Here is a 21,470-nt window from a genome sequence, read left to right as displayed (position 1 = left end):
CTCTGGTCATCGGGGCGGAAAGGCTGTCCCCTCGGAGATGGCGGCCGCTTTGCGTGCTCTGGGCCATGCCCCAACCTGACCGGCAGGACGCCCCGGCCATGCCGCGTCAGCCTTTCTCCACCTCAGATATTGGCCGGTCGCGTTCGAACCCGATCAGGTTTGGAAAGGGCGGCAACCAGGCCTCGCGGCGGATCGTCCAGAGTTCGTAGCTCGGAAGGAACTGATCCGGGGCGTCGAGCGCTCCCAGATTGACCTCGGTTTCATCCCCGCTGCGACCAAAGACCGAACTGCCGCAGACCGGGCAGAAATGGCGGCCCTGATACGCCACCGTGGGCCCGTTCACCATCACCGCCTCTGCCGCGAAGATTGCTGAAGCGTGGAAAAGTGCCCCGTGATGCTTGCGGCAATCGCGGCAATGACAGAGCCCCACGCGCAGCGGTCGCCCTACCGCAACGATCCGCACCGCACCGCACAGACACCCGCCCTCGACTTGTTCCATCCGCCACCCCATTGCCGATGCGCTTTACCGGGCCCAGCCCCCGCTCATTCCCCGCGGGGATAGCGCTGGTTTTCCTCCAGCACGTTCAGGTCCATGTGGTTTCGCATATAACGTTCCGAGGCACGTTGCAGCGGTTGGTAATCCCAGGGGAAATAAGCACCGTTGCGCAACGCCTCATAAACCACCCAGCGCCGCGCCTGGCTTTCGCGCACCGCCGTGTCGAAGGCGGCGAGATCCCAGCGCGCCCGTGCCATGCGCATCAACCGGTCAAGCTCCGGGGCGTAATCCGCATCCGTCGCCAGATTGCACCGCTCGTGCGGATCGCTTTTGAGATCGTGCAGCATTGGCGGGTCGGCTTCGCAAAGCGTCAGCTTCCATCGTTCGTCGCGCAGCGCCACCAAGGGCGCGATCGAGCCCTCGGCGGCATATTCCATTGGCACCGGCCCGCGCCCGCCCGTGCCGGCAACGAGCGGCGCCAGATCCGCGCCATCGGTCCAGCGCGCGAGCGAAGTGATCTCCAGCCCCGCGAGCCCCGCAAGCGTCGGCACCACATCGAGGGTCGAGACCGGCTCGTCGATCCGCGCGGGCGCCCAACCGGGCGCCGCGATCATCATCGGCACCCGCGCCGAGCCCTCGTAAAAGTTCATCTTGAACCACAAGCCGCGCTCGCCCAGCATGTCGCCATGGTCGGAGACAAAGAGGATGATGGTGTTGTCCTCCAGCCGTCCGCGCTTCAGCACGTCAAGAATTTCGCCAATCTTCTCGTCGACGTAAGAGATATTGGCAAAATAGCCCTGACGGGCGCGACGCACGTTTTCGGCGCTGATGTCAAAGGCGCGAAAATCACAAGCCTCCATCAGGCGACGCGAATGCGGGTCCATTTCCTCAAACGGGATCGGCGGCAGTTCGGGGTCGCGCTCGGGGCAATCCTCGTAAAGATCCCAGAACTTGCGCCGCGCCACATAGGGGTCATGCGGATGCGTGAAGCTGACGGTGAGGCACCATGGTCGGTCATCGAGCCGCCGCGACAGGTCATAAAGCTTGCGCGTCGCGTGATAGGCGACCTCGTCGTCATATTCCATCTGGTTGGAAATCTCGGCCACGCCCGCACCGGTGACCGAGCCGAGGTTGTGATACCACCAGTCGATCCGCTCGCCGGGCTTGGTGTAATCCGGCGTCCAGCCGAAATCGGCGGGGTAGATGTCGGTGGTGAGGCGCTCCTCGAAGCCATGCAACTGATCGGGGCCGACGAAATGCATCTTGCCCGAAAGCGCGGTGTGATAGCCCGCCCGGCGCAGATGATGCGCATAGGTCGGAATATCAGAGGCGAATTCGGCGGCATTGTCATAGACCCGCGTGCGTGAGGGCAACTGGCCAGACATGAACGAGGCCCGCCCCGGCGCGCAAAGCGGGCTCGCGGTATAGGTATTGGCAAAGCGCACCGAGCGCGCGGCGAGCGCGCTCAGGTTCGGGGCATGCAGAAACGGGGCCGGACCATCGGGAAACAGCGTGCCATTGCACTGATCCACCATCAGGATGAGAATATTCGGCTGAGTCATGTCTGGTCTGGCCTGTTTGTTGTGTTTATTACCCGGATCAGAGACCGAGCGCCGCCTTCACCGCCGCCGCACCGGGCGCGCCCTCAAGCGTGGTGACCCCCTCAAGCCAGGGCTCGATCGTTTCGGGATGCGCCTTGAGCCACGCGGTCGCGGCGGTTGTCGCCTCGGTGCCCGCGAGAATGTCGCCCATCAGCGCGTTCTCCATCTCAAGCTCGAAGGTCATTTGCGCTAAAGAGCTTTGCCGCATTCGGGCAGGCTTCGGGCCAGCCCTTGCGGGCGAGCGTATAGACCTGCGCACCGCCGTAATCGGGGCCGAAATAGGCGTCCCCGCCCGAGAGGTAGGTCAACGCATGCGCGCTGTTCATCGGATGCGGCGCCCAGGCGAGGAACACGATCCCTTTCTGGTCCTTTTCGGCGCGGTCCACCTGCGCGAGCATCGCCTGTTCACCCGATTCCACGAGCGACCACCCCCCCAGCCCGAAATCATTGGTGTCGATCATCTTCTGGATGTTGGCATTGGCGGGGGCGCCGGATTCGATGCCGTAGATCTTGTGGTCAAAAGCGTCGCCATGCGCCGCGAGATCGGCGAAATCCTTCACTCCTTGCTCGGCCATGTAGCTCGGCACCGCCAGCGTGAACTTGGCCCCCGCAAGGTTCTGCCCCAGCACCTCGACAGCGTCCGCCGCGGTCAGATCGTCGATGAAATGCTGCTGCGCGGGCATCCAGTTGCCCAAAAACACATCCAGATCACCCGTCTTCATCGCCTCATAGCCGATCGGCACCGAGAGCGTGCCCACCTGCGGCGCATACCCCAACGCCTTTGTCACGACGCTCGCCACACCATTGGTGGCAGTAATGTCCGTCCAGCCCGGATCCGAGAGCCGGATCGTTGCGCAGGAGGGTTCGTCGGCCTGGGCAAGGCCCGCGACAGCACAGAGCACAGAGGCGGCCAAAAGGCCTTGCACGGAGAATTTCATGGTCATTTTGGGTCCCTGTTGGCTATTTATAATTTTAAGAAAATGAGGAATGTGCGACCTTGTGAAGCATGATTTCCTTCATGCCTGCCCAAAAGAGGCTTTATGGATCATGCGGCCGGTTGATCTTGGATGGATACGGGTTTTCGTCGAAGTGGCCGCCGTGGGCAGCCTCTCCGCTGCGGCGCGGCGGCTGAGCCTGACCCAGCCCGCCGTCAGCTATCAGATGCGCCGCGCCGAGACCGAACTCGGCACGCCGCTCCTGCGCCGGGTGCATCGCGGCACCGAATTGACCGAGGCCGGGCGCCGCCTTGCCGAGATCCTCGCGCCCGCCGTGGCGCAGGTGGACACGCTTGCCCGCGATCTGCGAGCGGCCCCTGCCCCGCGGGTGCTGCGCCTGCATACCGATTTCGCCTTTTCCGCGCTGTGGCTGATCCCGCGCATGCACCGCTTCCGGGCGCGCCATCCCGACCTTGAGCTGCAGGTGATCGCCACGCAGCATACGGCGCTGCGCGAGCTTGGCCCCGGCGATACGGCGGTTGTCTTTGGCGCCCGGAGCCAGATCGAGGGGCCTGCCGAGCTGCTGTTGCGCGAATGTGTCGTGCCGGTCTGCACCCCCGCCTTTGCGGAGGCGCAGGGGAGCGCGCTGGATCGAGCGCCGCTGATCCATCTCGACAATTCGGGCGCTGCGGAAAGCTGGTTTACCTGGGCGCGCTATCTTGCGGAGACGGGCAGGGCCCGGCCCGCAGCCCCTGATCGCGGGCTCCATTTCAACACCTATTCGCTGGTGATCGAGGCAACGCTCGCCGGGCAGGGCGTGGCTCTGGGCTGGCGCGGGCTGATCGATACGATGCTGAGCCGCAAGATGCTGGTAACGGCCGGGCCGCCGCTGACCAACCCCGAACAGGGCTATTTTCTGGTTCAGCCTGGGCCGGTCACGCCCGCCGCGTCGAACCTGCGGGATTTCCTGCTCGAAGAGAGCGCCTCCCCCGACGTGGCGGGTCTGGCCGGTTGAGACGACAAGCCCTCGCGGAAACGGTCATTTTACGGCATGGGTCGAGAACGAGACTTGGCCCTCGTGCAATTCGGCCTCGGCCAGGATCGCGACAAGCTGCCCGGTCGAGAGCGCGACCGGGTTTGACTTCATCGAGGAGCTGGATTGCGCCGCCTCGGCGCAGGCGGCAAATCGGTCCGGCGTCACGCCAAACGCCCCGAGCCGCGGCAAGCCCCAGGCATTGATCCGGGCCTCAAGGGTGTTGAAGGCCTCTTCGGGGGTGCTGCCCAGCGCGGAAGCGATCCAGACCGCGACCTCGTCAAACCGGACCATGTCCCGCCCCAGCCGATGCATTTCCTGCCGGTTCGCCCGCAAGACCCCGGGCAGAAGGCGCCCGCAGATCGTGCCATGCGGGGCAGTTGACACTCCGCCCAGAACGCCGGCCAGCCCGTGCACGGCCCCAAGACCGGCATTGGCGAGCGCAATACCCCCGAACAGGCTCGTTTTCGAAAGCGCATCGCGCGCGCCCGGGTCTTCGCGGTCCATCAGCGTGACGAGCGCGCCGAGACCAGAGACAATCGCCTCCCGGCACAGCGCATCGGTGAGCGGATTGGCGCGCGAACTGAGGTAGGGTTCGATCACCTGCGTCACCGCATCAAGCCCCGAGGCAAGCGTGATCATCCGTGGGCAGGCGTCGGTCAAGGCCGGGTCCACGATCGCGAGCATGGCCATCATCCGGTCGTCGCGCAGGCTCACCTTGCGGCGATGCTCCGGAATCGCGATGACCGCATTCTTGGTGGCTTCGGCACCGGTGCCCGCGGTTGTCGGGATCGCGATAAAGGGCAGCGGAGCTGTCGCAAGCGGCGCGCCTTCGCCGACGATCTCGAAATGGCGCAGGAGGTTGCCAGTGGCGGGCAAGAGCGCGGCGAGGGCCTTGCCCAGATCCAGCGCGGAACCGCCGCCAAGCCCCACCACGGCTTCAGCCCGGAAATCCGCCAGATCATCCAACGCCGCCAGAAGCTGCGGCAGGCTCGGCTCCCCTTCCGGGTGAACGTGCCGGACCTCGGCCCCTCCGGCCAGAAGCGCGGCCGCCAGCTCCGCGCGCCAGCCAACCGACCGGCTGCTGACCAGTACCACCCTTTTGCCAAGCGCGCAGATCGCGGGCGCAGCGGCCGCGCGCGTGCCGCGGCCGAACATCATGCGGGAGGGGCAGAGAAGTGCAAACGGAGCCATGGCGGATTCAGGCAAATGCAATGGTGGCGGAAACGGCTTTTTTCCAGCGCGCATAGCGCAGGTCACGATCGGCAGCCGTCATCTTCGGCGTGAAAGTGCGCTCCAGCGCCCAGGCCTTGGCGAATTGCGTGGGCTGCGGATAAATTCCGGCGCGGTATCCCGCCAGCCAGGCAACGCCGAGCGCTGTCGTCTCCAGCACTTCGGGGCGGTCCACCGGCGCCCCGATGATATCAGCGAGAAACTGCATCGCCCAATCCGAGGCGGTCATGCCCCCATCCACCCGAAGCGTCGCCTCTGTGCCTTCGGAGGCCCAGTCCATGCGCATCGCCTCAAGAAGGTCGCGGGTCTGGTAGCCGACGCTTTCCAGCGCCGCGCGCGCAATCTCGGCGGGGCCGGTGGCGCGGGTGAGCCCAAACATTGCGCCGCGGCATTCGGCGTTCCAGTAAGGCGCGCCCAGCCCGGTGAAAGCGGGAACCAGCACCACCTGTTGCGTCGGATCGGCGCTTTCCGCCAAGGGCTGGGTTTCCTTCGCCTCGCGGATGAGTTTCACCCCGTCGCGCAGCCATTGCACCACCGCGCCCGCAATGAAGATCGAGCCTTCCAGCGCATAGGTGGGCTGGCCGTCGAGCTGATAGGCGATGGTTGTCAGCATCCGGTTTTGCGAACGCACCATCTGCCCGCCGGTATTCAAAAGCGCAAAACAGCCGGTGCCATAGGTCGATTTCATCATGCCCGGCTCGAAACAGGCCTGCCCCACCGTCGCGGCCTGCTGATCGCCCGCAACGCCCAGAATCGGGATCTCATGGCCGAAGAGATCAGCCCGCGTGGTGCCGAAATCGGCGGCGCAGTCGCGCACTTCGGGCAGCATCGTCATCGGAATGCCGAAGCGTGCGCAGATCGTGCGCGACCAGCGGCCGCGCGCGATGTCGTAAAGCATGGTGCGCGCGGCATTGGTCGCATCAGTGGCATGGACGCGTCCGCCGGTCAGCTTCCAGATCAGCCAGCTGTCGACGGTGCCGAAGAGCAGATCGCCCGCCTCGGCGCGCGCGCGCACCCCTTCGACATGTTCCAAAATCCAGCGCAGCTTCGTGCCCGAAAAATAGGGGTCTGCCAGCAATCCGGTCTTGGCAGTGATCACGTCCTCAAAGCCTTCCGCGCGCAGCTCGGCGCAGAAATCGGCGGTGCGCCGGTCTTGCCAGACGATCGCATTGCAGACCGGATGGCCGGTGTGTCGGTCCCAGACGAGGGTGGTTTCGCGTTGGTTGGTGATGCCGATCCCCACCACGCGATGCGGGTCGATATCTGCCCGTTCGAGCGCGGCGCGGGAGGTGGCGGCGACCGTCGACCACAGGTCGGCCGGGTCGTGCTCCACCCAGCCCGAGCGCGGAAAGATCTGCGGAAATTCCTCCTGCGCCGAGGCGACCGGTTTCAGATCGGCATCGAACAGGATTGCCCGCGAAGATGTGGTGCCCTGATCGATGGCAAGAATATGGCTCATTCTGTCCTCCCCGACGGGATCTCTCGTTAGGATCTCTCGTTCCGGCATTGCCCCGAACCTGCGGGCCATGACGGGAAAGAGCAAGGGGGCAGGACGCGCCCGCCCCCGAGGTTTTCAGATCATTGCCAGGAAGCAACGAGTTCGTCGTACCCCACGGTGATCGGCTTTTCCTTCTCGTCGGCCAGCTTCAGCTGCGGCGCCAGCGAACCATGTTCCGTCGCATAGGCGTTCCACCAGGCGAGGTCATGTTCTTCGGCCAGCTTCGGCCCCATATCGCCCTGCATGCCGGAGCGCTCGAGCCGGCTCAGCACTTGCTCCTGCGCGGCACAGAGTGCGTCCATCGCTTCCTGCACCGACTTCGCCCCCGAGGAAGCATCGCCGATGTTCTGCCACCAGAGTTGCGCCAGCTTGGGGTAATCGGGAACGTTGGTGCCGGTCGGCGTCCACTGCACGCGCGCGGGCGAGCGGTAGAATTCGATCAGCCCGCCCAGTTCCGGCGCCCGTTTGGTGAAGCTTTCGTGACGGATCGTGCTTTCGCGGATGAAGGTCAGGCCAACATGGGCTTTCTTCACATCCACAGTCTTGCTGTCGACGAATTGCGCATAGAGCCAGGCGGCCTTGGCGCGATCGACCGGGGTCGATTTCATCAGCGTCCACGCGCCCACGTCCTGATAGCCAAGCTTCATGCCCTCCTGCCAGTAGGAGCCATGCGGGCTGGGCGCCATGCGCCATTTCGGCGTGCCGTCCTCGTTCACCACCGGCAGGCCGGGCTTCACCATGTCGGCGGTGAAGGCGGTATACCAGAACGCCTGCTGCGCGATCTCGCCCTGCGCGGGCACGGGCCCCGCCTCGCCAAAGGTCATGCCTTCCGCCGCGGGCGGGGCATAATTCTTCAGCCAGTCGACGTATTTCGAAACGGCATAGACCGCCGCCGGGCCGTTCGTGTCGCCGCCACGCGCCACGCAGGAGCCCACCGGACGGTCATTCTCGTCCACCCGGATGCCCCATTCATCGACCGGTTTGCCGTTCGGCAGGCCCTTGTCGCCATTCCCCGCCATCGAGAGCCAGGCATCGGTGAAGCGCCAGCCGAGCGAGGGATCCTTCTTGCCGTAATCCATGTTGCCATAGACCTTCGACGGCCCGCCGATATAGCTCATGTCGCGGCCGGTGAAGAATTTGGCGATGTCCTCATAGGCCGACCAGTTCACCGGCACGCCGAGGTCATAACCGTATTCCGCCTTGAAATCGGCCTTGGTCTTTTCGTCGTTGAACCAGTCGTAACGGAACCAGTAAAGGTTCGCGAATTGCTGGTCCGGCAGTTGGTAGAGCTTGCCATCCGGGGCCGTCGTGAACGACAGGCCGACGAAATCATTCAGGTCAAGCCCCGGGTTCGTGACATCCTTGCCCTCATGGGCCATCCAGTCGGTCAGGTCGCGGACTTGACCATAACGCCAGTGCGTGCCAATGAAATCGCTGTCATTGATATAGGCGTCGTAGATGTTCTCGCCCGTCTGCATCTGGGTCTGGATCTTCTCGACCACATCCCCTTCCTGGATCAGGTCGTGCACCACTTTGATGCCGGTGATCGCGCTGAAGGCGGCCGCCAGCGTCTTCGATTCATAGGCGTGGGTCGTCAGCGATTCCGATACGACGTGAATTTCCATCCCCGCGAAGGGCTTGGCCGCGTCGATGAACCATTGCATCTCCTGTTCCTGCTCTGCGCGCGAGAGCGACGACAGATCGCCGATCTCGCTGTCGAGGAAGGCCTTGGCCTCGTCCAGTCCGGCGAAGGCCGGCGATGTCACGAGCAAGGCCAATCCCACGGCCGTGGTCAGGTGCAGTTTCATGTTCTCCTCCCTTGAGATACGTGAAGCTTTGCTTGGTGCGGGCGTCATACCCAGCGGAACACCGCTGCGGCATAGACGAGGCACAGGGCGAGGGCCCACCAGAGAGTGGGACCGACGAAGGCGAGCCAGATCAGGTTGATGAAGGCCGCGCCGAGAAGGGTGATAAAGAGCCGGTCGCCACGGGTGGTCTCGATCCGCAACACGCCCCGGCGCGGGGTTTCGGGGGCGCGGATCGCGAGCACAGTGAAGAGCACCAGAAGCGTGGCGATCACGCCAAAGAAGATCGCGGTCGGCAGGGTCCAAGCCATCCAGGCCATGACGAAGCTCCTCAGACGCGGCCCAGGGCAAAGCCCTTGGCGATGTAGTTGCGGACGAAATAGATCACGAGCGCGCCGGGGATGATCGTCAGCACCCCTGCCGCGGCCAGCACGCCCCAGTCCATCCCCGAGGCGGAAACCGTGCGCGTCATCGCGGCCGCGATCGGCTTGGCGTTGACCGAGGTCAGGGTGCGGCTCAAGAGCAGCTCCACCCAGGAGAACATGAAGCAGAAGAAGGCGGCGACCCCGATCCCGCTGGCAATGAGCGGCATGAAGATCCGCACGAAGAAACTGCCGAAGGAATGACCGTCGATATAGGCCGTCTCGTCGATTTCCTTGGGCACGCCACGCATGAAGCCCTCGAGGATCCAGACCGCGAGCGGCACGTTGAACAGGCAATGCGCGAGTGCCACCGCGATATGGGTGTCGAAGAGCCCGACCGAGGAGTAAAGCTGGAAGAACGGCAGCGCGAAAACCGCGGGCGGCGCCATCCGGTTGGTGAGCAACCAGAAGAACAGATGCTTGTCGCCCATGAAGCGGTAGCGCGAGAAGGCGTAGGCCGCAGGCAGCGCCACCGCGATCGAGATCACCATGTTCTCGACCACGTAGATCATCGAGTTGACATAGCCCATGTACCAGCTCGGATCGGTGAGGATGGTGCGGTAATTGTCGAGTGTCAGATCGCGCGGCCAGAGCGTGAAGCTGCCGAGGATCTCGGTATTGGTCTTCAGGCTCATGTTGATAAGCCAGTAGATCGGCACCATCAGGAACAGGATGTAGAGCGTCATCACGAGCGCCTGTTTCGGGCTGCGCATCATTTGCCCTCCGCCTTGTCGAGATTGACCATCACTGTGTAGAACACCCAGGAGATCGCGAGGATCACCAGGAAATACATCAGCGAGAAGGCCGCCGCGGGGCCAAGATCGAACTGCCCGATCGCCATTTTCACAAGGTCGATCGACAGGAAGGTGGTCGAATTGCCGGGGCCGCCACCGGTCAGCACGAAGGGCTCGGTGTAGATCATGAAACTGTCCATGAACCGCAGCAGCACCGCGATCAGCAAAACGCCCTGCATCTTCGGCAGTTCGATATAGCGAAACACCGACCAGCGGCTCGCCTGATCGATCTTGGCAGCCTGGTAATAGGCCTCGGGGATCGATTGCAGCCCGGCATAGGCGAGAAGTGCCACAAGCGAGGTCCAGTGCCAGACATCCATCACCACCACGGTGACCCAGGCGTCGAAGGCGTTGGCGGTGTAATTGTAGCCGATGCCGAGCTTTGCCAGCGCATAGCCCAGAAGGCCGATGTCCACCCGGCCGAAGATCTGCCAGATCGTGCCGACCACATTGAACGGTATGAGCAGCGGCAGCGCCATCAACACGAGGCAGACCGAGGCCCAGAAGCCCTTCTTGGGCATGTTCAGCGCCACGAAAATGCCCAGCGGCACCTCGATCGCCAGAATGATCGCGGAGAAGATCGCCTGCCGCCCGAGCGCGGCCCACATCCGCTCCGAATGCAGCATCTGGTCGAACCAGTCGAGACCGGCCCAGAAGAACTGGTTGTTCCCGAACGTGTCCTGAACCGAGTAATTCACCACCGTCATCAAGGGCACGACTGCGGAGAAGGCAACCAGCACCAGCACCGGCGCAACGAGGAACCAGGCCTTGTTGTTGAGCGTTTTGTCCATCACATCTCCTCCCCGAGCGGTGCGACGCGCCAGTCATCGGCATAGACGTTGATTTTCTCCGGCGCGAAGAGGATGCGCGTCGCATCGGCCGCGATCTCGGTGCCTTCGGGAACGGTGATGTTGACCTCGGTGCCCATGACTTCGCCGCGTATGATGCGGTGCCGCCCCACGTCCTCGATCCGGCGGATCTGGAAGGGCAGCCCCCCGGCGCGGTCCAGCACGCAGAACTCGGGGCGGATGCCGATCCGGGTGCGCCCCGGCACCGGCCCGTGCGTCGCCCCCAGCGGCACCTCGACCCCGTTGACGATCGCATGCGCCCCCGCGATTTCGGCCTCGAAGAAATTCATCCCCGGCGAGCCGATGAAATACCCCACGAAGCTGTGCGCTGGTCGTTCGAACAATTCCTCGGGCGTGCCCATCTGCACCACGCGGCCGTCGTGCATCACCACCACCTTGTCGGCGAAGGTCAGCGCCTCGGTCTGATCGTGCGTCACGTAAATCATCGTGTGGCCGAATTCGCGGTGCAGCGATTTGAGCTGCGTGCGCAATTCGAATTTCATATGCGGGTCGATGACCGTGAGGGGCTCGTCGAACAGGATCGCATTCACGTCCTCGCGCACCATGCCCCGTCCAAGCGAGATTTTCTGTTTCGCATCGGCGGTCAGGCCGCGCGCCTTGCGGGAAAGCTCCGCCTCGAGCCCGATCATCGCGGCAATCTGATCGACGCGTGCCTTGATGTAACCCGGGTCCATCTTGCGGTTGCGCAGCGGAAAGGCGAGATTCTCGCGCACCGTCATCGTGTCGTAGACGACCGGGAACTGGAACACCTGTGCGATGTTGCGCGCGGCAGTGGGGGCATCGGTGACATCGGTCTCGCCAAACAGCACCCGCCCGTGCGAAGGGCGCAAAAGCCCCGAAATAATGTTCAAAAGTGTCGATTTTCCACAGCCCGAAGCGCCCAGCAGCGCATAAGCGCCACCGTCTTCCCAGATGTGATCCATCTCCTTGAGCGCGTAATCTGCCTCGGATCGCGGGGTCGGATCGTAGCTGTGCGCGAGGTTCTTGAGCGTGATCTGAGCCATGATCCCCCCGTCAGGCCGCGAAGGCGTAGGAAGCTGGCGCCGCAAGCTGCCCGGCCTCGGTGAACAGGTAGATGAAGCTCGGGTCGACGGCGACGGTCTGGCGCGAGCCATGCGCCAGCCTGTGCACGCCATGCACGAGACCGACCCATTTCTGCCCGGCATGCTGCAAGTGCAAAAAGGTCTCGGAGCCGGTGATCTCCATCCCACTCAGCTCGCAGTCGAACTCGACCGCCGTGCCATTGTGATGACCGGCAAGCGCGATGTGATTGGGGCGGAAACCCGCCAGATAACGCCCGTCCGACAGATCGGCGAGGGCGCCATCTGCGGGCAGGTTCGCGCCCTGCCCGAAACTGAGGCGCCGGCCGCGCTTCTCGACCTTGATGAAATTCATCGGCGGGTCCGAGAAGACGCGCGCCGTCACGATGTCGGCAGGCTTGCGGTAGACCTGCGCGGTGGGGCCGAACTGGGTGACCCGGCCTTCCCAGAGCGTGGCCGTGTTGCCGCCCAGCAGCAGCGCCTCTTCAGGTTCGGTCGTCGCATAAACGAAAATCGCGCCCGAGGCTTCGAAGATCTTCGGGATCTCGACCCGCAACTCTTCGCGCAGCTTGTAATCGAGGTTTGCCAGCGGTTCATCGAGCAACACGAGGCCGGCGCGCTTCACCAGCGCCCGTGCCAGCGCGCAGCGCTGCTGCTGACCGCCCGAAAGCTCCAGAGGTTTGCGCCCCAGCATCGGCGAGAGCTGCATCATCTCCGCCGTCTCGCGCACGCGCCGGTCAATCTCGGGCCTTGCCAGCCCCATCAGCTTCAATGGCGAGGCGATATTGTCGTACACGCTCATCGCCGGGTAATTGATGAACTGCTGGTAGACCATGGCAACACGGCGATCCTGCACGCGCAGCCCGGTCACGTCCGCGCCCTCCCAGCAGATTCGCCCCGCGGTCGGCTCGTCGAGCCCCGCCATCAGCCGCATCAACGAGGTCTTCCCCGCGAGCGTGGGCCCGAGAAGCACGTTCATCGTGCCCTTTTGCAGCGTCAAGGTCGTGGGGTGGATATGCATCCGACCGCCGACAGACCTTGAGACGCCTTTCAACTCAAGTGTCATTCTCTCTCCCTCACTCCGAAGCGGAGCGTTCGTCTGACGCGGTCTCTCCTCACCGCGCGGCCATGAAGGCCTCCAGTGCCGCAACCTCCTCAGCCCTCAGGCGCAGACCAAGCTTGGTCCGGCGCCAGATCACATCCTCCGCCGTGCGTGCCCACTCCCTGTCCATCAGCCACGACACTTCTGCCTCGGTCAAACTCGCCCCGAAGTCGCGCCCCAGGTCACTCCCGCTCCGAGAATGGCCCAGAATCTCCCGCGCGTCCAAACCGTAATGTCGGACGAGGCGCTGCGCCCAGGCCGCATCGAGATAGGGATAGCGGCGCTGCAGATCGGCGATGACGCGCGCGGTCTCCCCCGGGGTAAACCCTCCCCCCGGAAGCGCCACCCGCGCCGTCCAGGCCCCGGGCATGGTCTCGAACCAGGGGCTCAGCTTTTCCAGCGCGCTCTCGGCAAGCCGGCGGTAGGTAGTGATCTTGCCGCCAAAGACGTTCAGCACCGGCACCCCGTCTGTCGCATCGACCGAGAGCACATAATCGCGCGTGGCCGCTGTCGCGGAAGAGGCCCCGTCGTTGTAAAGCGGGCGCACGCCCGAATAGGTCCAGACGATGTCGTCACGGGTGACGGGCTTGCGGAAATACTGCGAGGCAAAGGCGCAAAGATACGCCTGTTCCGCCTCGGTGCAGATGGCTTCGCCTGCCGGACCCTGATGGTCCTGATCGGTCGTGCCGATCAGGGTGAAATCCTGCTCATAGGGGATCGCAAAGATGATCCGCCCGTCTTCGCCCTGAAAAAAGTAGCAGCGGTCATGATCATAAAGCTTGCGGGTCACGATATGGCTGCCCCGCACGAGGCGGATCGACTCGGATTTTCCGAGCCGGATGGTATTGCGGACAACGTCCTCGACCCAGGGGCCGCTCGCGTTGACGAGCGCACGCGCCAGATGGACCCGCCGGCCCTCTGCGCTTTCGGTCAGGACACGCCAGAGCCCGCCCGCCCGCTCGGCCGACATCACCCGGGTGCGCACGAGGATCTGCGCGCCGCGCGCCGCGGCATCGCGCGCGTTCAGCACCACGAGCCGTGCATCCTGCACCCAGCAATCGGAATATTCGTAGGCACGGCGAAACTTTTCCTGCAGCGGGGCCCCCGCCGCATCGTCGGTCAGATCAAGCGTTCGCGTGCCCGGCAGGATGCCGCGCCCGCCCAGATGGTCATAGAGATAGAGCCCGAGCCGGATCAGCCAGGCGGGGCGGCGCCCTTTCATCCATGGCATGAGAAACGACAGCAGCCGCGAAGTGGGCGTGTCGGTTTCAAACCGCATGGCGGGATGCAAGGGCAGCACGAAGCGCATCGGCCAGCTGATATGCGGCATTGCGGCGAGCAGGATCTCGCGCTCGCGCAGGGATTCGCGCACGAGCCGGAACTCGAAGAACTCAAGGTATCGCAACCCGCCGTGGAACAGCTTGGTCGAGGCCGAAGAGGTCGCCTGCGCCAGATCTCCCATCTCGGCCAGCGTCACCGAGAGCCCCCGCCCGGCGGCGTCGCGCGCGATCCCGCAGCCATTGATACCGCCACCGATCACGAAAATATCGACCGGCTTGATGTCGGCGCGCTCCGAAGTCACAGGTGCCCTCCCTTGGCTGTGATCGAAGAAGGCGCGATTTACCGCTAAATGTCAATCATGAGGTTTCGTTTTGTTGCGAAACGATCAATATCGCGCCTTTCGTGGTGACATTCGCGCGCGCGGCGGTACTCTTCGGCACTCTTTCATGACAAGGCTGCGAAGCTGTGGCAGGAAGGCGCAGGAGGGACCATGGCACTCAATTTCAGGCAGACCGAAATCCTCGAAATCGCCCGCAACGAAGGCCGTGTGGTGGTCGAAGACCTCGCCGAACGGCTCAATGTCTCGTTGCAGACGATTCGGCGCGACTTGTCGGACCTGTCGGACGCGGGGCTGATGGACCGCGTGCATGGCGGCGCGGTGATCCGGATCGGGGTGGCGAATTTCGCCTATGAGGAACGGCGCCGGATGCACGAGGCGGCGAAAACCGCGATCGGCCGCGCCTGCGCACAGACGATCCCCGACAATTGCTCGATCATCCTCAACCTCGGCACCACCACCGAGGCCGTCGCACGCGAGTTGCGCAACCATCGCAACATCACAGTGGTGACGAATAACATCAATGTTGCCAATATTCTGCTGGCCAATGAAAGCTGCGAAATCATGGTTGCGGGGGGCACGTTGCGGCGCTCTGACGGCGGGCTCGTCGGCGATCTGACGGCCGATTTCATGTGCCAGTTCAAGGTGGATTATGCCGTCATCGGGGCCTCCGCGCTGGATGAAGACGGCGATCTGCTGGATTTTGATCTGGCCGAGATCCGCGTCAGCCGGACCATCCTGCAACAGGCCCGCAAACGCATCCTGGTGACAGATGCCTCCAAGCTTGCGCGCTCCGCGCCGGTGCGGCTGGCCTCGCTGCAAATGCTCGATACCCTCTTCATCGATCAGCCGCTGCCGGAGGCGCTGGCACAACGGTGCGCCGAATGGGGCACCGACGTTCATGTTGCGCGCTAGCCTCCGGATCGGCGCTTCGGGCGCCCCGAGGACGACGGCCACCGCGCACGCAGCGGTGCTGACACGGCCGTCGCCGCATCCGTGCGATGCGGAAACCGCCGAGGGTTCCGGAGCTCAGCCGAGCAGATCCTCGACGAAGAGCGCGGCGAATTGTGCCCGCCCCGAAACCCCCGATTTTGCATAGACGCGCGCCATCTGTGCGCGCACGGTGCCGGTGGCCGCGCCGCGCAGGTCGGCAATCTCGGCCACGTCGAGCCCTTTCAAGGCGAAAAGCGCCACATCACGCTCGGCGGGCGTTAGACCCCAGCGGGAAAATTGCGCCTCGATCACCTCGGCAAGCGCACCGCGCGCCACATCGAGCGCGCGGGCCTGGGCGCGCTGGGTCTCGAGCGCGCGCCGCAACTGCCAGCCTCCCACCGCCACGCCCGAACTCAGCGCGAAGGCGATGAAGCCCTCGAAGAGCGTTTCGGGTCCGGGCCCGTCGCGCGCGATGTCGGCCGTCGCATCGCCAACGAAAAAAAGCACGGCCACCGCCTGCACCAGCACCACCGCGGCGAGAATGGCGGCATGCCGCCGGTCCGCATCGGGCCGGGACAAGCTCATCCTTGCGGACCTCCGCGTTCGCCCTTCGTCCGGCGCGACCAGAGCATCGCGCGCACGAGATTGCGCCCAAGCGCGCGGCTTTCCACCGCCACACCCGCAACATGGACGGCCGCGAAGATCAGGATCAGGTTTGCCATCAGCTCATGCACGGTCTTCACCGCCTTTCGGATCTCGCTCGAAGCTCCAGTCTCGCCCGCGGTGGCGGTTTGCACAAGCGTCGACCAATCCCCCGAGAGCACCGCCGCCTGATCGGCGGCGATCTGCATCGGCGAGCGGGCATCGGTGAGCCAGAGCCCGGTGAGACAGATCAGCAAAAGCCCGCCCCAGAGCGCATAGACCATCATCGCGCCTGCGGGATTGTGCGAGGGATGTTCCCGCGGCGGATACCGCCGGGCAAGCCCGTGCAGATGCGCGATCGCCGCGCGAGGCGCGGGCGGAAAGGCGGCAAAGCGCGCCTCGGCCGGGCCAAAGAGCCCCCAGCCGAACCGCAGCGCAAGCAGCGCGAGCACCGCCCAGCCGATGCCGACATGGAGCGCCCCGCCGGCCTTGGTGAAGAGCCCGTTCGCCAGCACCGCCGCAGCCACGCTCCAATGGGTGAGCCGGATCAGCGGATCCCAGACGGGGGGCGCGACGGGGGCGGGGGAGACGGAGCCCCCCGCCGTCCGTGCCGCCGGGCTCGCCTTGGTGAGCTTTCGCGGCAACGGCATCAGTCTTTTTCCTTGATCTCGGTGACTGCGCCCGAAGCCGGGTCGATCACCACTTCCCAGACCATCTTGGCCTCATCGCTGCAGACCGCTTCGACCTTGCCATCTTCGGCCTCGAAATCGGACACGGTGCAGCCTTTGGCCCCAAGCGCGGCGGACACGTCGGTCGGGTTGGTGCCCACGACATCGCCCACGGCGGGCATTGCCAGCGCCGCGACGGGCGAGAGGATCAGCGCGGTGGCCAGAAGGGTTTTCTTCATCGGATACTCCTTGGTTGAGGTCAGCCCGGTCGGTCGGGACGCTCGGGCAAGCCGGATCGGCTGGGCAAGGAATGGCCGTGGAAAACGCTCCCGTCGATGCGCAGGACGCTGAAATCGCGGTCCGTAAGCACCTGCTTACGGACCCGGGCGCCGCTGGCGCGCCGGATGTCCACAAGAGTTTGAGAACGGGCCGTAGCCCGTGCCCTCCTGCGGCAGCGCTCGCCCCGTGGCTGCGGGACGAGCGCGAGATGCATCTTCAGCCGAGGTTCACCCAGACCGACTTCGTCTGGGTATATTGCGACAGCGCCTCGAAGCACTTGTCACGGCCGTTGCCGGTCTGCTTGAAGCCGCCCCAAAGCGAGGTCATGTCGCCATGATCGAAGCAATTCACCCAGCACACGCCGGCCTCCATGTCGCGCCCGAAGCTATGCGCCTTGGTCAGATCGCGGGTCCAGATCGAGGCGGCCAGACCATAGGGCGAGTCGTTCGCGATCTCGAGCCCATCCTCGAGCCCGTCAATCGGGATGATCGTGCCGACCGGGCCAAAGATCTCCTCGCGTGCGATGGTCATGGAATTGTTGACCCCGGTGAAGAGCGTCGGCTCGACATAGGCGCCGTTCGAAAGCGTCGCGGGTGTGCCGCCGCCCAGTGCCAGCTTCGCCCCCTCGGCGCGGCCCTTTTCAATGTAACCCAGAACGCGCGTCTGCTGTTCGGTGGTGACGAGCGGCCCCATCGTGGTGGCAGGGTCGAGCGGGTTGCCTACGACGAAATTCTGTTTCGCGGTGGCGATGAACTTTTCGACAAAGGCGTCGTGCAATTCCTTGGCCACAAGGATCCGCGAGCCCGCGTTGCAGACCTCGCCCTGATTGCCATAGATACCGTTCACCGCATAGGTGGCGACGGTGTCGAGATCATCCCAGTCGCCCAGAATGATCTGCGGGGTCTTGCCGCCGCATTCGGTGGTGACGCGTTTCATGTTCGACTGACCGGCGTAGATCATCAAAAGCTTGCCCACTTCGGTCGAGCCGGTGAAGGCGATCTTGTCGACATCCATGTGCAAAGCCAGCGCCCTGCCCGCCTCCTCGCCCAGACCGTGGACGACGTTCAGAACGCCGGGGGGGCCGCCCGCCTCGATGAACAGCTCGGCCAGCAGACAGGCGGAGAGCGGCGATTGCTCAGCCGGTTTCAGCACCACCGAGTTGCCGGTGGCAAGTGCCGGGCCGATCTTCCAGGCAGCCATCATCAGCGGATAGTTCCAGGGCGTGATGATGCCGACGACGCCCAAGGGCTGATTGAGGATGTAATGCAGCGCCGTGCTGGCCGTGGCCGTCACCTGACCGTGGAACTTGTCGATCGATTCCCCGAAGAACTTGATCGTCGTGGCCGAGAACGGCACGTCGATATTCATCATGTCCATCACAGGCTTGCCCATATCGAGGCTGTCGAGGACGGCAAATTCCTCGCCATGAGCTTCGATCAGCGCGGCGAATTTCTCCATCACCGCCATCCGCTCGCGCGGCTCCATTTTCGACCAGACGCCCGAGCGGAACACTTTGCGGGCGACGGATACGGCAAGGTCGATCTCGGCCTGACCGCCGCGCGCCACTTCTGCGAGCACCGCGCCATTCGCCGGGTTGATCGTCTGGAAGCTGCGGCCATCGGTCGAGGCAGCATATTCGCCGCCGATGAAATGGCGGGTGCGCAGCGTCACCTTTTCGGCAAGCCCCTGCCAATAGGCCAAGGTGTAATCGGTCATGGTTTTCTCCCTGGGTTATTTGCGGTCGCGCAGCAGGCCGACCGAGAGGATGATGAGCAGAAGCGAGACCAGAACGATCATCGAGCCGATGGCGTTGATCTCAGGGGTGATGCCACGGCGGAGCGTGGAATAGATGTAGATCGGCAGGGTGATGTCGCGCCCGGTGAGGAAATAGGTCACCGGGATCTCGTCGAAGCTGAGCGTGAAGCTGAGAAGCCCCGCGCCAAGGATCGCCGGCCGGATCGAGGGCAGCGTGATCCGAAAGAAGGTTTCGACAGGGCCCGCGCCAAGATCGGCCGAGGCTTCCAATTGCCGATGATCGGTCTTTGCCAGCCGCGCCATCACCTGACTGACGACCACGCCCAAAAGCGCCGTCGCATGGCCGATCACCACCGCGGTCAGGCTTTGCGGAATGCCGATCTGCTTGTAGAAGTTCAGCATCGCGATCCCGGTCACCAGCCCCGGCAGGCTGAGCGGCAGAAGGATCGCGTTGCGGAAAAGCCCCTTGCCGGGGAACTCGTGCCGATCCAGCACAAGCGCAGCCAGCGTGCCGATGGTCAGCGTCAGGCCGGTAGCGCAGAGGGCCACGATCAGGCTGTTTTTCAGCGCCGTCAGCATCTGGGTATTGGCGAAGACCGCCTGATACCAGTGCCAGGTGAACCCCGCGAGCGGGAAGGAGGTGACCTTGCTGTCGTTGAAGGAAAAGACGACCAGAACGACGATCGGCAGGTAGAGGAACGCCAGCACTCCGAAGACGAAGCCGACCATGCCCTTTTGCCACCACAGAAGCTGTTTCATCGCTGCCCCCTTATCGCAGATTGCGCGCGGAGGCGCGTTCGGCCCAGCCGGTGAGGCCGAGGATCACCAGCACCATGATCAGGACGAGCGTCGCCAGCGCAGACCCCAGCGGCCAGTTCAGCGCCGCACCGAATTGCGTCTGCAAGAGGTTCGCCACCATGATGCCATCGGGTCCGCCGACCAGAACCGGGGCGACGAAATCACCAAAGCTGAGGCAGAAGGTCATCATCGCCCCGGCCACGACCCCGCCGAGCGACAAGGGGGCAATCACATGGCGGAAGGTGCCCAGAGGCCCGATGCCAAGGTCTTCGGAGGCCTCGATCAGCCCCTTGGGAATGTTTTCGAGCACGGCATAGATGGGCATCACCATGAAGGGCACGAAGATATAGGTGAGGGTGATCACCATCGCGGCCTGATTGTAGAGGAAAAGATCGAGCGGCGCGTCGATCACTCCGAGCGACATCAGTGCGGAATTGAGCGCGCCATCGGTGCCCAGAATGATCTTCCAAGTATAGGCCCGCAGCAGATAACTGACCCAGAGTGGCACGATTACCGCCATATAGACGAGATTGCGCAACCGCTCCGAGCGCAGCGTGAAGACGAGGAAATAGGCGAGCGGATAGCCCAGAACGAGCGCCGCGGCCGTGACCATGGCGGCAATCTTCAGCGTGCGCAGGATCACCGTGGTATATTGCGGGTCGGAAAAGAGCTGGACGTAATTGCCAAACTGGAAGTCCGGCACGAAGAGCGGGAATTGCCGGGTCCAGAAACTGACGGCGATCATCATCAGATAGGGCACGATCAGCAAGAGGAGCGTCCAGCCGAGCGGCAGCGAAAAGAGCCCTGCCGTCTTCAGAATCGAGGAGGCCGGGCGTCTCATGCCGCCACCTTGGCGAACAGCATCACATCCTCGGGGGCGACGGCAAAGCGGATCGGCTGCCCCGGCATCAGATCCTCGGCGCCGAGCGATGCGCCGCGGGCCAGCTGTGCGAACGCGGGCTGGTTCGCCCCGTCGGGCAGGAATTCGAGCCGAATGCTGTCGCCGTGGAAAAGCGTGTCAACCACCCTGCCCTGCAGCAGGTTTTCCCCGCCCGCGGGGCGTAGATGCTCTGGGCGGATGCCGATCAGCACCGTGCTGCCGGGATGGAAGCCGCCATTCCCGGCCGCCTTGCGCCGCAAATGCGCACCGCCCGGCAGGGCGATCACGTCAAACTCGGCCTCGCGGCCCAGATAGCGGGCCTCGATCAGATTCGTCGCGCCGATGAAATCGGCGACATAGGGGCTGAAGGGGCGGTCATAAAGATCGTTCGGCGTGCCGATCTGGCGGATCCGGCCCGCCTCCATCACTACGATCCGGTTCGAAAGCGCGAGCGCCTCGGTCTGATCATGCGTGACCATGAGAAAAGTAATGCCCAGTTCGCGATGCAGCCGTTTCAGCTCCACCTGCATCACCTCGCGCAGCTTCACATCAAGCGCCGAGAGCGGTTCATCGAGCAACAGCACCCGTGGCTTGCGAATGAGCGCCCGCGCCATCGCCACGCGTTGCTTCTGCCCGCCCGAGAGCGCACCGGGGCGCTTGCCGCCCATCTGGCTCAGCCCGACCATGTCGAGCACCTCGGCGACTTGCCCGGGAATGTCGGACCGCGCGACGGTGGAGCCGCGGACAGTGAGCCCGTAAGCCACGTTTTCCGCCACTGTCATATGCGGAAAGAGTGCGTAATCCTGAAACACGGTATTGACCGGACGGCGGTAGGGCGGGTTTTGCGTCACATCCTGCCCGGCAATGCCGATCTTGCCGCTCGTCGGCAGTTCAAACCCGCCGATCAACCGCAGCGTCGTGGTCTTGCCGCAGCCCGAGGGGCCAAGCAGCGTGACGAATTCTCCCTCGCCGATGGAAAAGCTGGTTTCGTGCAGCGCCTTGAAGCTGCCGAAGGACTTGGTGACGCCGTCGAGGGTCACGATGGGGCGTGAGGACATGGCCAATCCTG

General features: G+C 64.1%; 22 protein-coding genes. 2 read left to right on the top strand and 20 right to left on the bottom strand.

The genetic code is table 11. The features are described 5' to 3' along the window. Positions 1-106 precede the first annotated feature (106 nt). The 4 genes from CRO22_RS14900 to CRO22_RS14890 are packed head-to-tail and all read right to left on the bottom strand — an operon-like array spanning position 107 to position 3,041. Complete coding sequence (locus CRO22_RS14900; RefSeq protein WP_097070967.1) at positions 107-499, bottom strand: GFA family protein; 393 nt, start codon at positions 497-499, stop codon at positions 107-109. A 44-nt stretch (positions 500-543) separates the two neighbouring features. Continuing rightward, positions 544-2,058 (bottom strand): choline-sulfatase, encoded by a 1,515-nt coding sequence (gene betC / locus CRO22_RS14895; protein ID WP_097070949.1) that lies wholly within the window; start codon positions 2,056-2,058, stop codon positions 544-546. Positions 2,059-2,095: 37 nt separating this feature from the next. Further along, entirely contained in the window at positions 2,096-2,281 is a 186-nt protein-coding gene (locus CRO22_RS19405) for a hypothetical protein (protein WP_342745180.1), read from the bottom strand. Next, complete coding sequence (locus tag CRO22_RS14890) at positions 2,265-3,041, bottom strand: glycine betaine ABC transporter substrate-binding protein (RefSeq protein WP_342745179.1); 777 nt, start codon at positions 3,039-3,041, stop codon at positions 2,265-2,267. The genes CRO22_RS19405 and CRO22_RS14890 overlap by 17 nt, the downstream gene beginning before the upstream one ends. A 103-nt stretch (positions 3,042-3,144) precedes the next feature. Between CRO22_RS14890 and CRO22_RS14885 the strand changes: the two genes are divergently transcribed. Beyond that, positions 3,145-4,047, top strand: a complete 903-nt coding sequence (locus CRO22_RS14885; RefSeq protein WP_097070966.1) for a LysR family transcriptional regulator — start codon at positions 3,145-3,147, stop codon at positions 4,045-4,047. A gap of 24 nt (positions 4,048-4,071) precedes the next feature. Here the strand turns inward: CRO22_RS14885 and CRO22_RS14880 are convergent, their stop codons facing one another. The 9 genes from CRO22_RS14880 to glpD all read right to left on the bottom strand — a co-directional run bounded on the left by CRO22_RS14880 (position 4,072) and on the right by glpD (position 14,410). Beyond that, on the bottom strand, positions 4,072-5,259 hold the full coding sequence (locus CRO22_RS14880) for an iron-containing alcohol dehydrogenase (RefSeq protein WP_097070948.1): 1,188 nt from the start codon (positions 5,257-5,259) through the stop codon (positions 4,072-4,074). A 7-nt stretch (positions 5,260-5,266) separates the two neighbouring features. Continuing rightward, entirely contained in the window at positions 5,267-6,757 is a 1,491-nt protein-coding gene (gene glpK / locus CRO22_RS14875; protein ID WP_097070947.1) for a glycerol kinase GlpK, read from the bottom strand. A 119-nt stretch (positions 6,758-6,876) separates the two neighbouring features. After that, positions 6,877-8,604 carry an ABC transporter substrate-binding protein gene (locus CRO22_RS14870; RefSeq protein WP_097070946.1) on the bottom strand — a complete coding sequence of 576 codons (1,728 nt, stop codon included), beginning with the start codon at positions 8,602-8,604 and terminating at the stop codon, positions 6,877-6,879. Between the two features lie 44 nt (positions 8,605-8,648). Then, positions 8,649-8,921 carry a DUF2160 domain-containing protein gene (locus CRO22_RS14865; RefSeq protein ID WP_097070945.1) on the bottom strand — a complete coding sequence of 91 codons (273 nt, stop codon included), beginning with the start codon at positions 8,919-8,921 and terminating at the stop codon, positions 8,649-8,651. 11 nt (positions 8,922-8,932) lie between these two features. After that, positions 8,933-9,736 (bottom strand): carbohydrate ABC transporter permease, encoded by an 804-nt coding sequence (locus CRO22_RS14860; RefSeq protein ID WP_097070965.1) that lies wholly within the window; start codon positions 9,734-9,736, stop codon positions 8,933-8,935. Continuing rightward, the gene (locus tag CRO22_RS14855; protein ID WP_097070944.1) at positions 9,736-10,608 is read right to left on the bottom strand and encodes a carbohydrate ABC transporter permease; all 873 of its coding nucleotides are present in this window, start codon (positions 10,606-10,608) and stop codon (positions 9,736-9,738) included. The genes CRO22_RS14860 and CRO22_RS14855 overlap by 1 nt, the downstream gene beginning before the upstream one ends. Beyond that, positions 10,608-11,690: an ABC transporter ATP-binding protein gene (locus CRO22_RS14850; protein WP_097070943.1), complete on the bottom strand. Its 1,083-nt coding sequence runs from the start codon at positions 11,688-11,690 to the stop codon at positions 10,608-10,610. The genes CRO22_RS14855 and CRO22_RS14850 overlap by 1 nt, the downstream gene beginning before the upstream one ends. A 10-nt stretch (positions 11,691-11,700) precedes the next feature. Then, positions 11,701-12,792, bottom strand: coding sequence for an ABC transporter ATP-binding protein (locus CRO22_RS14845; RefSeq protein ID WP_097070942.1), 1,092 nt, complete (start codon positions 12,790-12,792; stop codon positions 11,701-11,703). Positions 12,793-12,841: 49 nt separating this feature from the next. Next, positions 12,842-14,410: a glycerol-3-phosphate dehydrogenase gene (glpD, locus tag CRO22_RS14840; protein ID WP_245860994.1), complete on the bottom strand. Its 1,569-nt coding sequence runs from the start codon at positions 14,408-14,410 to the stop codon at positions 12,842-12,844. Positions 14,411-14,599: 189 nt separating this feature from the next. Between glpD and CRO22_RS14835 the strand changes: the two genes are divergently transcribed. Continuing rightward, entirely contained in the window at positions 14,600-15,361 is a 762-nt protein-coding gene (locus tag CRO22_RS14835) for a DeoR/GlpR family DNA-binding transcription regulator (RefSeq protein ID WP_097070941.1), read from the top strand. Between the two features lie 114 nt (positions 15,362-15,475). Here the strand turns inward: CRO22_RS14835 and CRO22_RS14830 are convergent, their stop codons facing one another. From CRO22_RS14830 to CRO22_RS14800, 7 genes are all read right to left on the bottom strand, one after another. Beyond that, positions 15,476-15,964, bottom strand: a complete 489-nt coding sequence (locus CRO22_RS14830; protein ID WP_097070940.1) for a helix-turn-helix transcriptional regulator — start codon at positions 15,962-15,964, stop codon at positions 15,476-15,478. Continuing rightward, positions 15,961-16,671 (bottom strand): cytochrome b/b6 domain-containing protein, encoded by a 711-nt coding sequence (locus CRO22_RS14825; protein WP_097070939.1) that lies wholly within the window; start codon positions 16,669-16,671, stop codon positions 15,961-15,963. The genes CRO22_RS14830 and CRO22_RS14825 overlap by 4 nt, the downstream gene beginning before the upstream one ends. Further along, positions 16,671-16,928 (bottom strand): PepSY domain-containing protein, encoded by a 258-nt coding sequence (locus tag CRO22_RS14820; RefSeq protein WP_097070938.1) that lies wholly within the window; start codon positions 16,926-16,928, stop codon positions 16,671-16,673. The genes CRO22_RS14825 and CRO22_RS14820 overlap by 1 nt, the downstream gene beginning before the upstream one ends. Positions 16,929-17,184: 256 nt before the next feature. After that, positions 17,185-18,684, bottom strand: a complete 1,500-nt coding sequence (locus CRO22_RS14815) for an aldehyde dehydrogenase (protein WP_097070937.1) — start codon at positions 18,682-18,684, stop codon at positions 17,185-17,187. 15 nt (positions 18,685-18,699) lie between these two features. Beyond that, complete coding sequence (locus CRO22_RS14810; protein ID WP_097070936.1) at positions 18,700-19,482, bottom strand: ABC transporter permease; 783 nt, start codon at positions 19,480-19,482, stop codon at positions 18,700-18,702. A 10-nt stretch (positions 19,483-19,492) separates the two neighbouring features. Further along, positions 19,493-20,362: an ABC transporter permease gene (locus CRO22_RS14805; protein WP_097070935.1), complete on the bottom strand. Its 870-nt coding sequence runs from the start codon at positions 20,360-20,362 to the stop codon at positions 19,493-19,495. Then, positions 20,359-21,459 (bottom strand): ABC transporter ATP-binding protein, encoded by a 1,101-nt coding sequence (locus CRO22_RS14800; protein WP_097070934.1) that lies wholly within the window; start codon positions 21,457-21,459, stop codon positions 20,359-20,361. The genes CRO22_RS14805 and CRO22_RS14800 overlap by 4 nt, the downstream gene beginning before the upstream one ends. Positions 21,460-21,470 lie beyond the last annotated feature (11 nt).

It is taken from the genome of Rhodobacter maris (assembly GCF_900217815.1).
GTDB lineage: Bacteria > Pseudomonadota > Alphaproteobacteria > Rhodobacterales > Rhodobacteraceae > Rhodobacter > Rhodobacter maris.
The sequence above is the reverse complement of the archived record's forward strand: the minus strand, read 5'-3'. Positions and strand labels throughout refer to the sequence as shown.

Coding starts and splice junctions, on each gene's coding strand:
- CRO22_RS14820 (WP_097070938.1), bottom strand. CDS start 16,928: ATGAAGAAAACCCTTCTGGCCACCGCGCTGATCCTCTCGCCCGTCGCG.
- glpK (WP_097070947.1), bottom strand. CDS start 6,757: ATGAGCCATATTCTTGCCATCGATCAGGGCACCACATCTTCGCGGGCA.
- CRO22_RS14835 (WP_097070941.1), top strand. CDS start 14,600: ATGGCACTCAATTTCAGGCAGACCGAAATCCTCGAAATCGCCCGCAAC.
- CRO22_RS14850 (WP_097070943.1), bottom strand. CDS start 11,690: ATGGCTCAGATCACGCTCAAGAACCTCGCGCACAGCTACGATCCGACC.
- CRO22_RS14815 (WP_097070937.1), bottom strand. CDS start 18,684: ATGACCGATTACACCTTGGCCTATTGGCAGGGGCTTGCCGAAAAGGTG.
- CRO22_RS14805 (WP_097070935.1), bottom strand. CDS start 20,362: ATGAGACGCCCGGCCTCCTCGATTCTGAAGACGGCAGGGCTCTTTTCG.
- CRO22_RS14845 (WP_097070942.1), bottom strand. CDS start 12,792: ATGACACTTGAGTTGAAAGGCGTCTCAAGGTCTGTCGGCGGTCGGATG.
- CRO22_RS14810 (WP_097070936.1), bottom strand. CDS start 19,482: ATGAAACAGCTTCTGTGGTGGCAAAAGGGCATGGTCGGCTTCGTCTTC.
- CRO22_RS14855 (WP_097070944.1), bottom strand. CDS start 10,608: ATGGACAAAACGCTCAACAACAAGGCCTGGTTCCTCGTTGCGCCGGTG.
- CRO22_RS14830 (WP_097070940.1), bottom strand. CDS start 15,964: ATGAGCTTGTCCCGGCCCGATGCGGACCGGCGGCATGCCGCCATTCTC.
- CRO22_RS14800 (WP_097070934.1), bottom strand. CDS start 21,459: ATGTCCTCACGCCCCATCGTGACCCTCGACGGCGTCACCAAGTCCTTC.
- CRO22_RS14900 (WP_097070967.1), bottom strand. CDS start 499: ATGGAACAAGTCGAGGGCGGGTGTCTGTGCGGTGCGGTGCGGATCGTT.
- CRO22_RS14880 (WP_097070948.1), bottom strand. CDS start 5,259: ATGGCTCCGTTTGCACTTCTCTGCCCCTCCCGCATGATGTTCGGCCGC.
- CRO22_RS14825 (WP_097070939.1), bottom strand. CDS start 16,671: ATGCCGTTGCCGCGAAAGCTCACCAAGGCGAGCCCGGCGGCACGGACG.
- CRO22_RS14860 (WP_097070965.1), bottom strand. CDS start 9,736: ATGCGCAGCCCGAAACAGGCGCTCGTGATGACGCTCTACATCCTGTTC.
- betC (WP_097070949.1), bottom strand. CDS start 2,058: ATGACTCAGCCGAATATTCTCATCCTGATGGTGGATCAGTGCAATGGC.
- CRO22_RS14885 (WP_097070966.1), top strand. CDS start 3,145: ATGCGGCCGGTTGATCTTGGATGGATACGGGTTTTCGTCGAAGTGGCC.
- CRO22_RS14865 (WP_097070945.1), bottom strand. CDS start 8,921: ATGGCCTGGATGGCTTGGACCCTGCCGACCGCGATCTTCTTTGGCGTG.
- CRO22_RS14870 (WP_097070946.1), bottom strand. CDS start 8,604: ATGAAACTGCACCTGACCACGGCCGTGGGATTGGCCTTGCTCGTGACA.
- CRO22_RS14890 (WP_342745179.1), bottom strand. CDS start 3,041: ATGACCATGAAATTCTCCGTGCAAGGCCTTTTGGCCGCCTCTGTGCTC.
- CRO22_RS19405 (WP_342745180.1), bottom strand. CDS start 2,281: ATGACCTTCGAGCTTGAGATGGAGAACGCGCTGATGGGCGACATTCTC.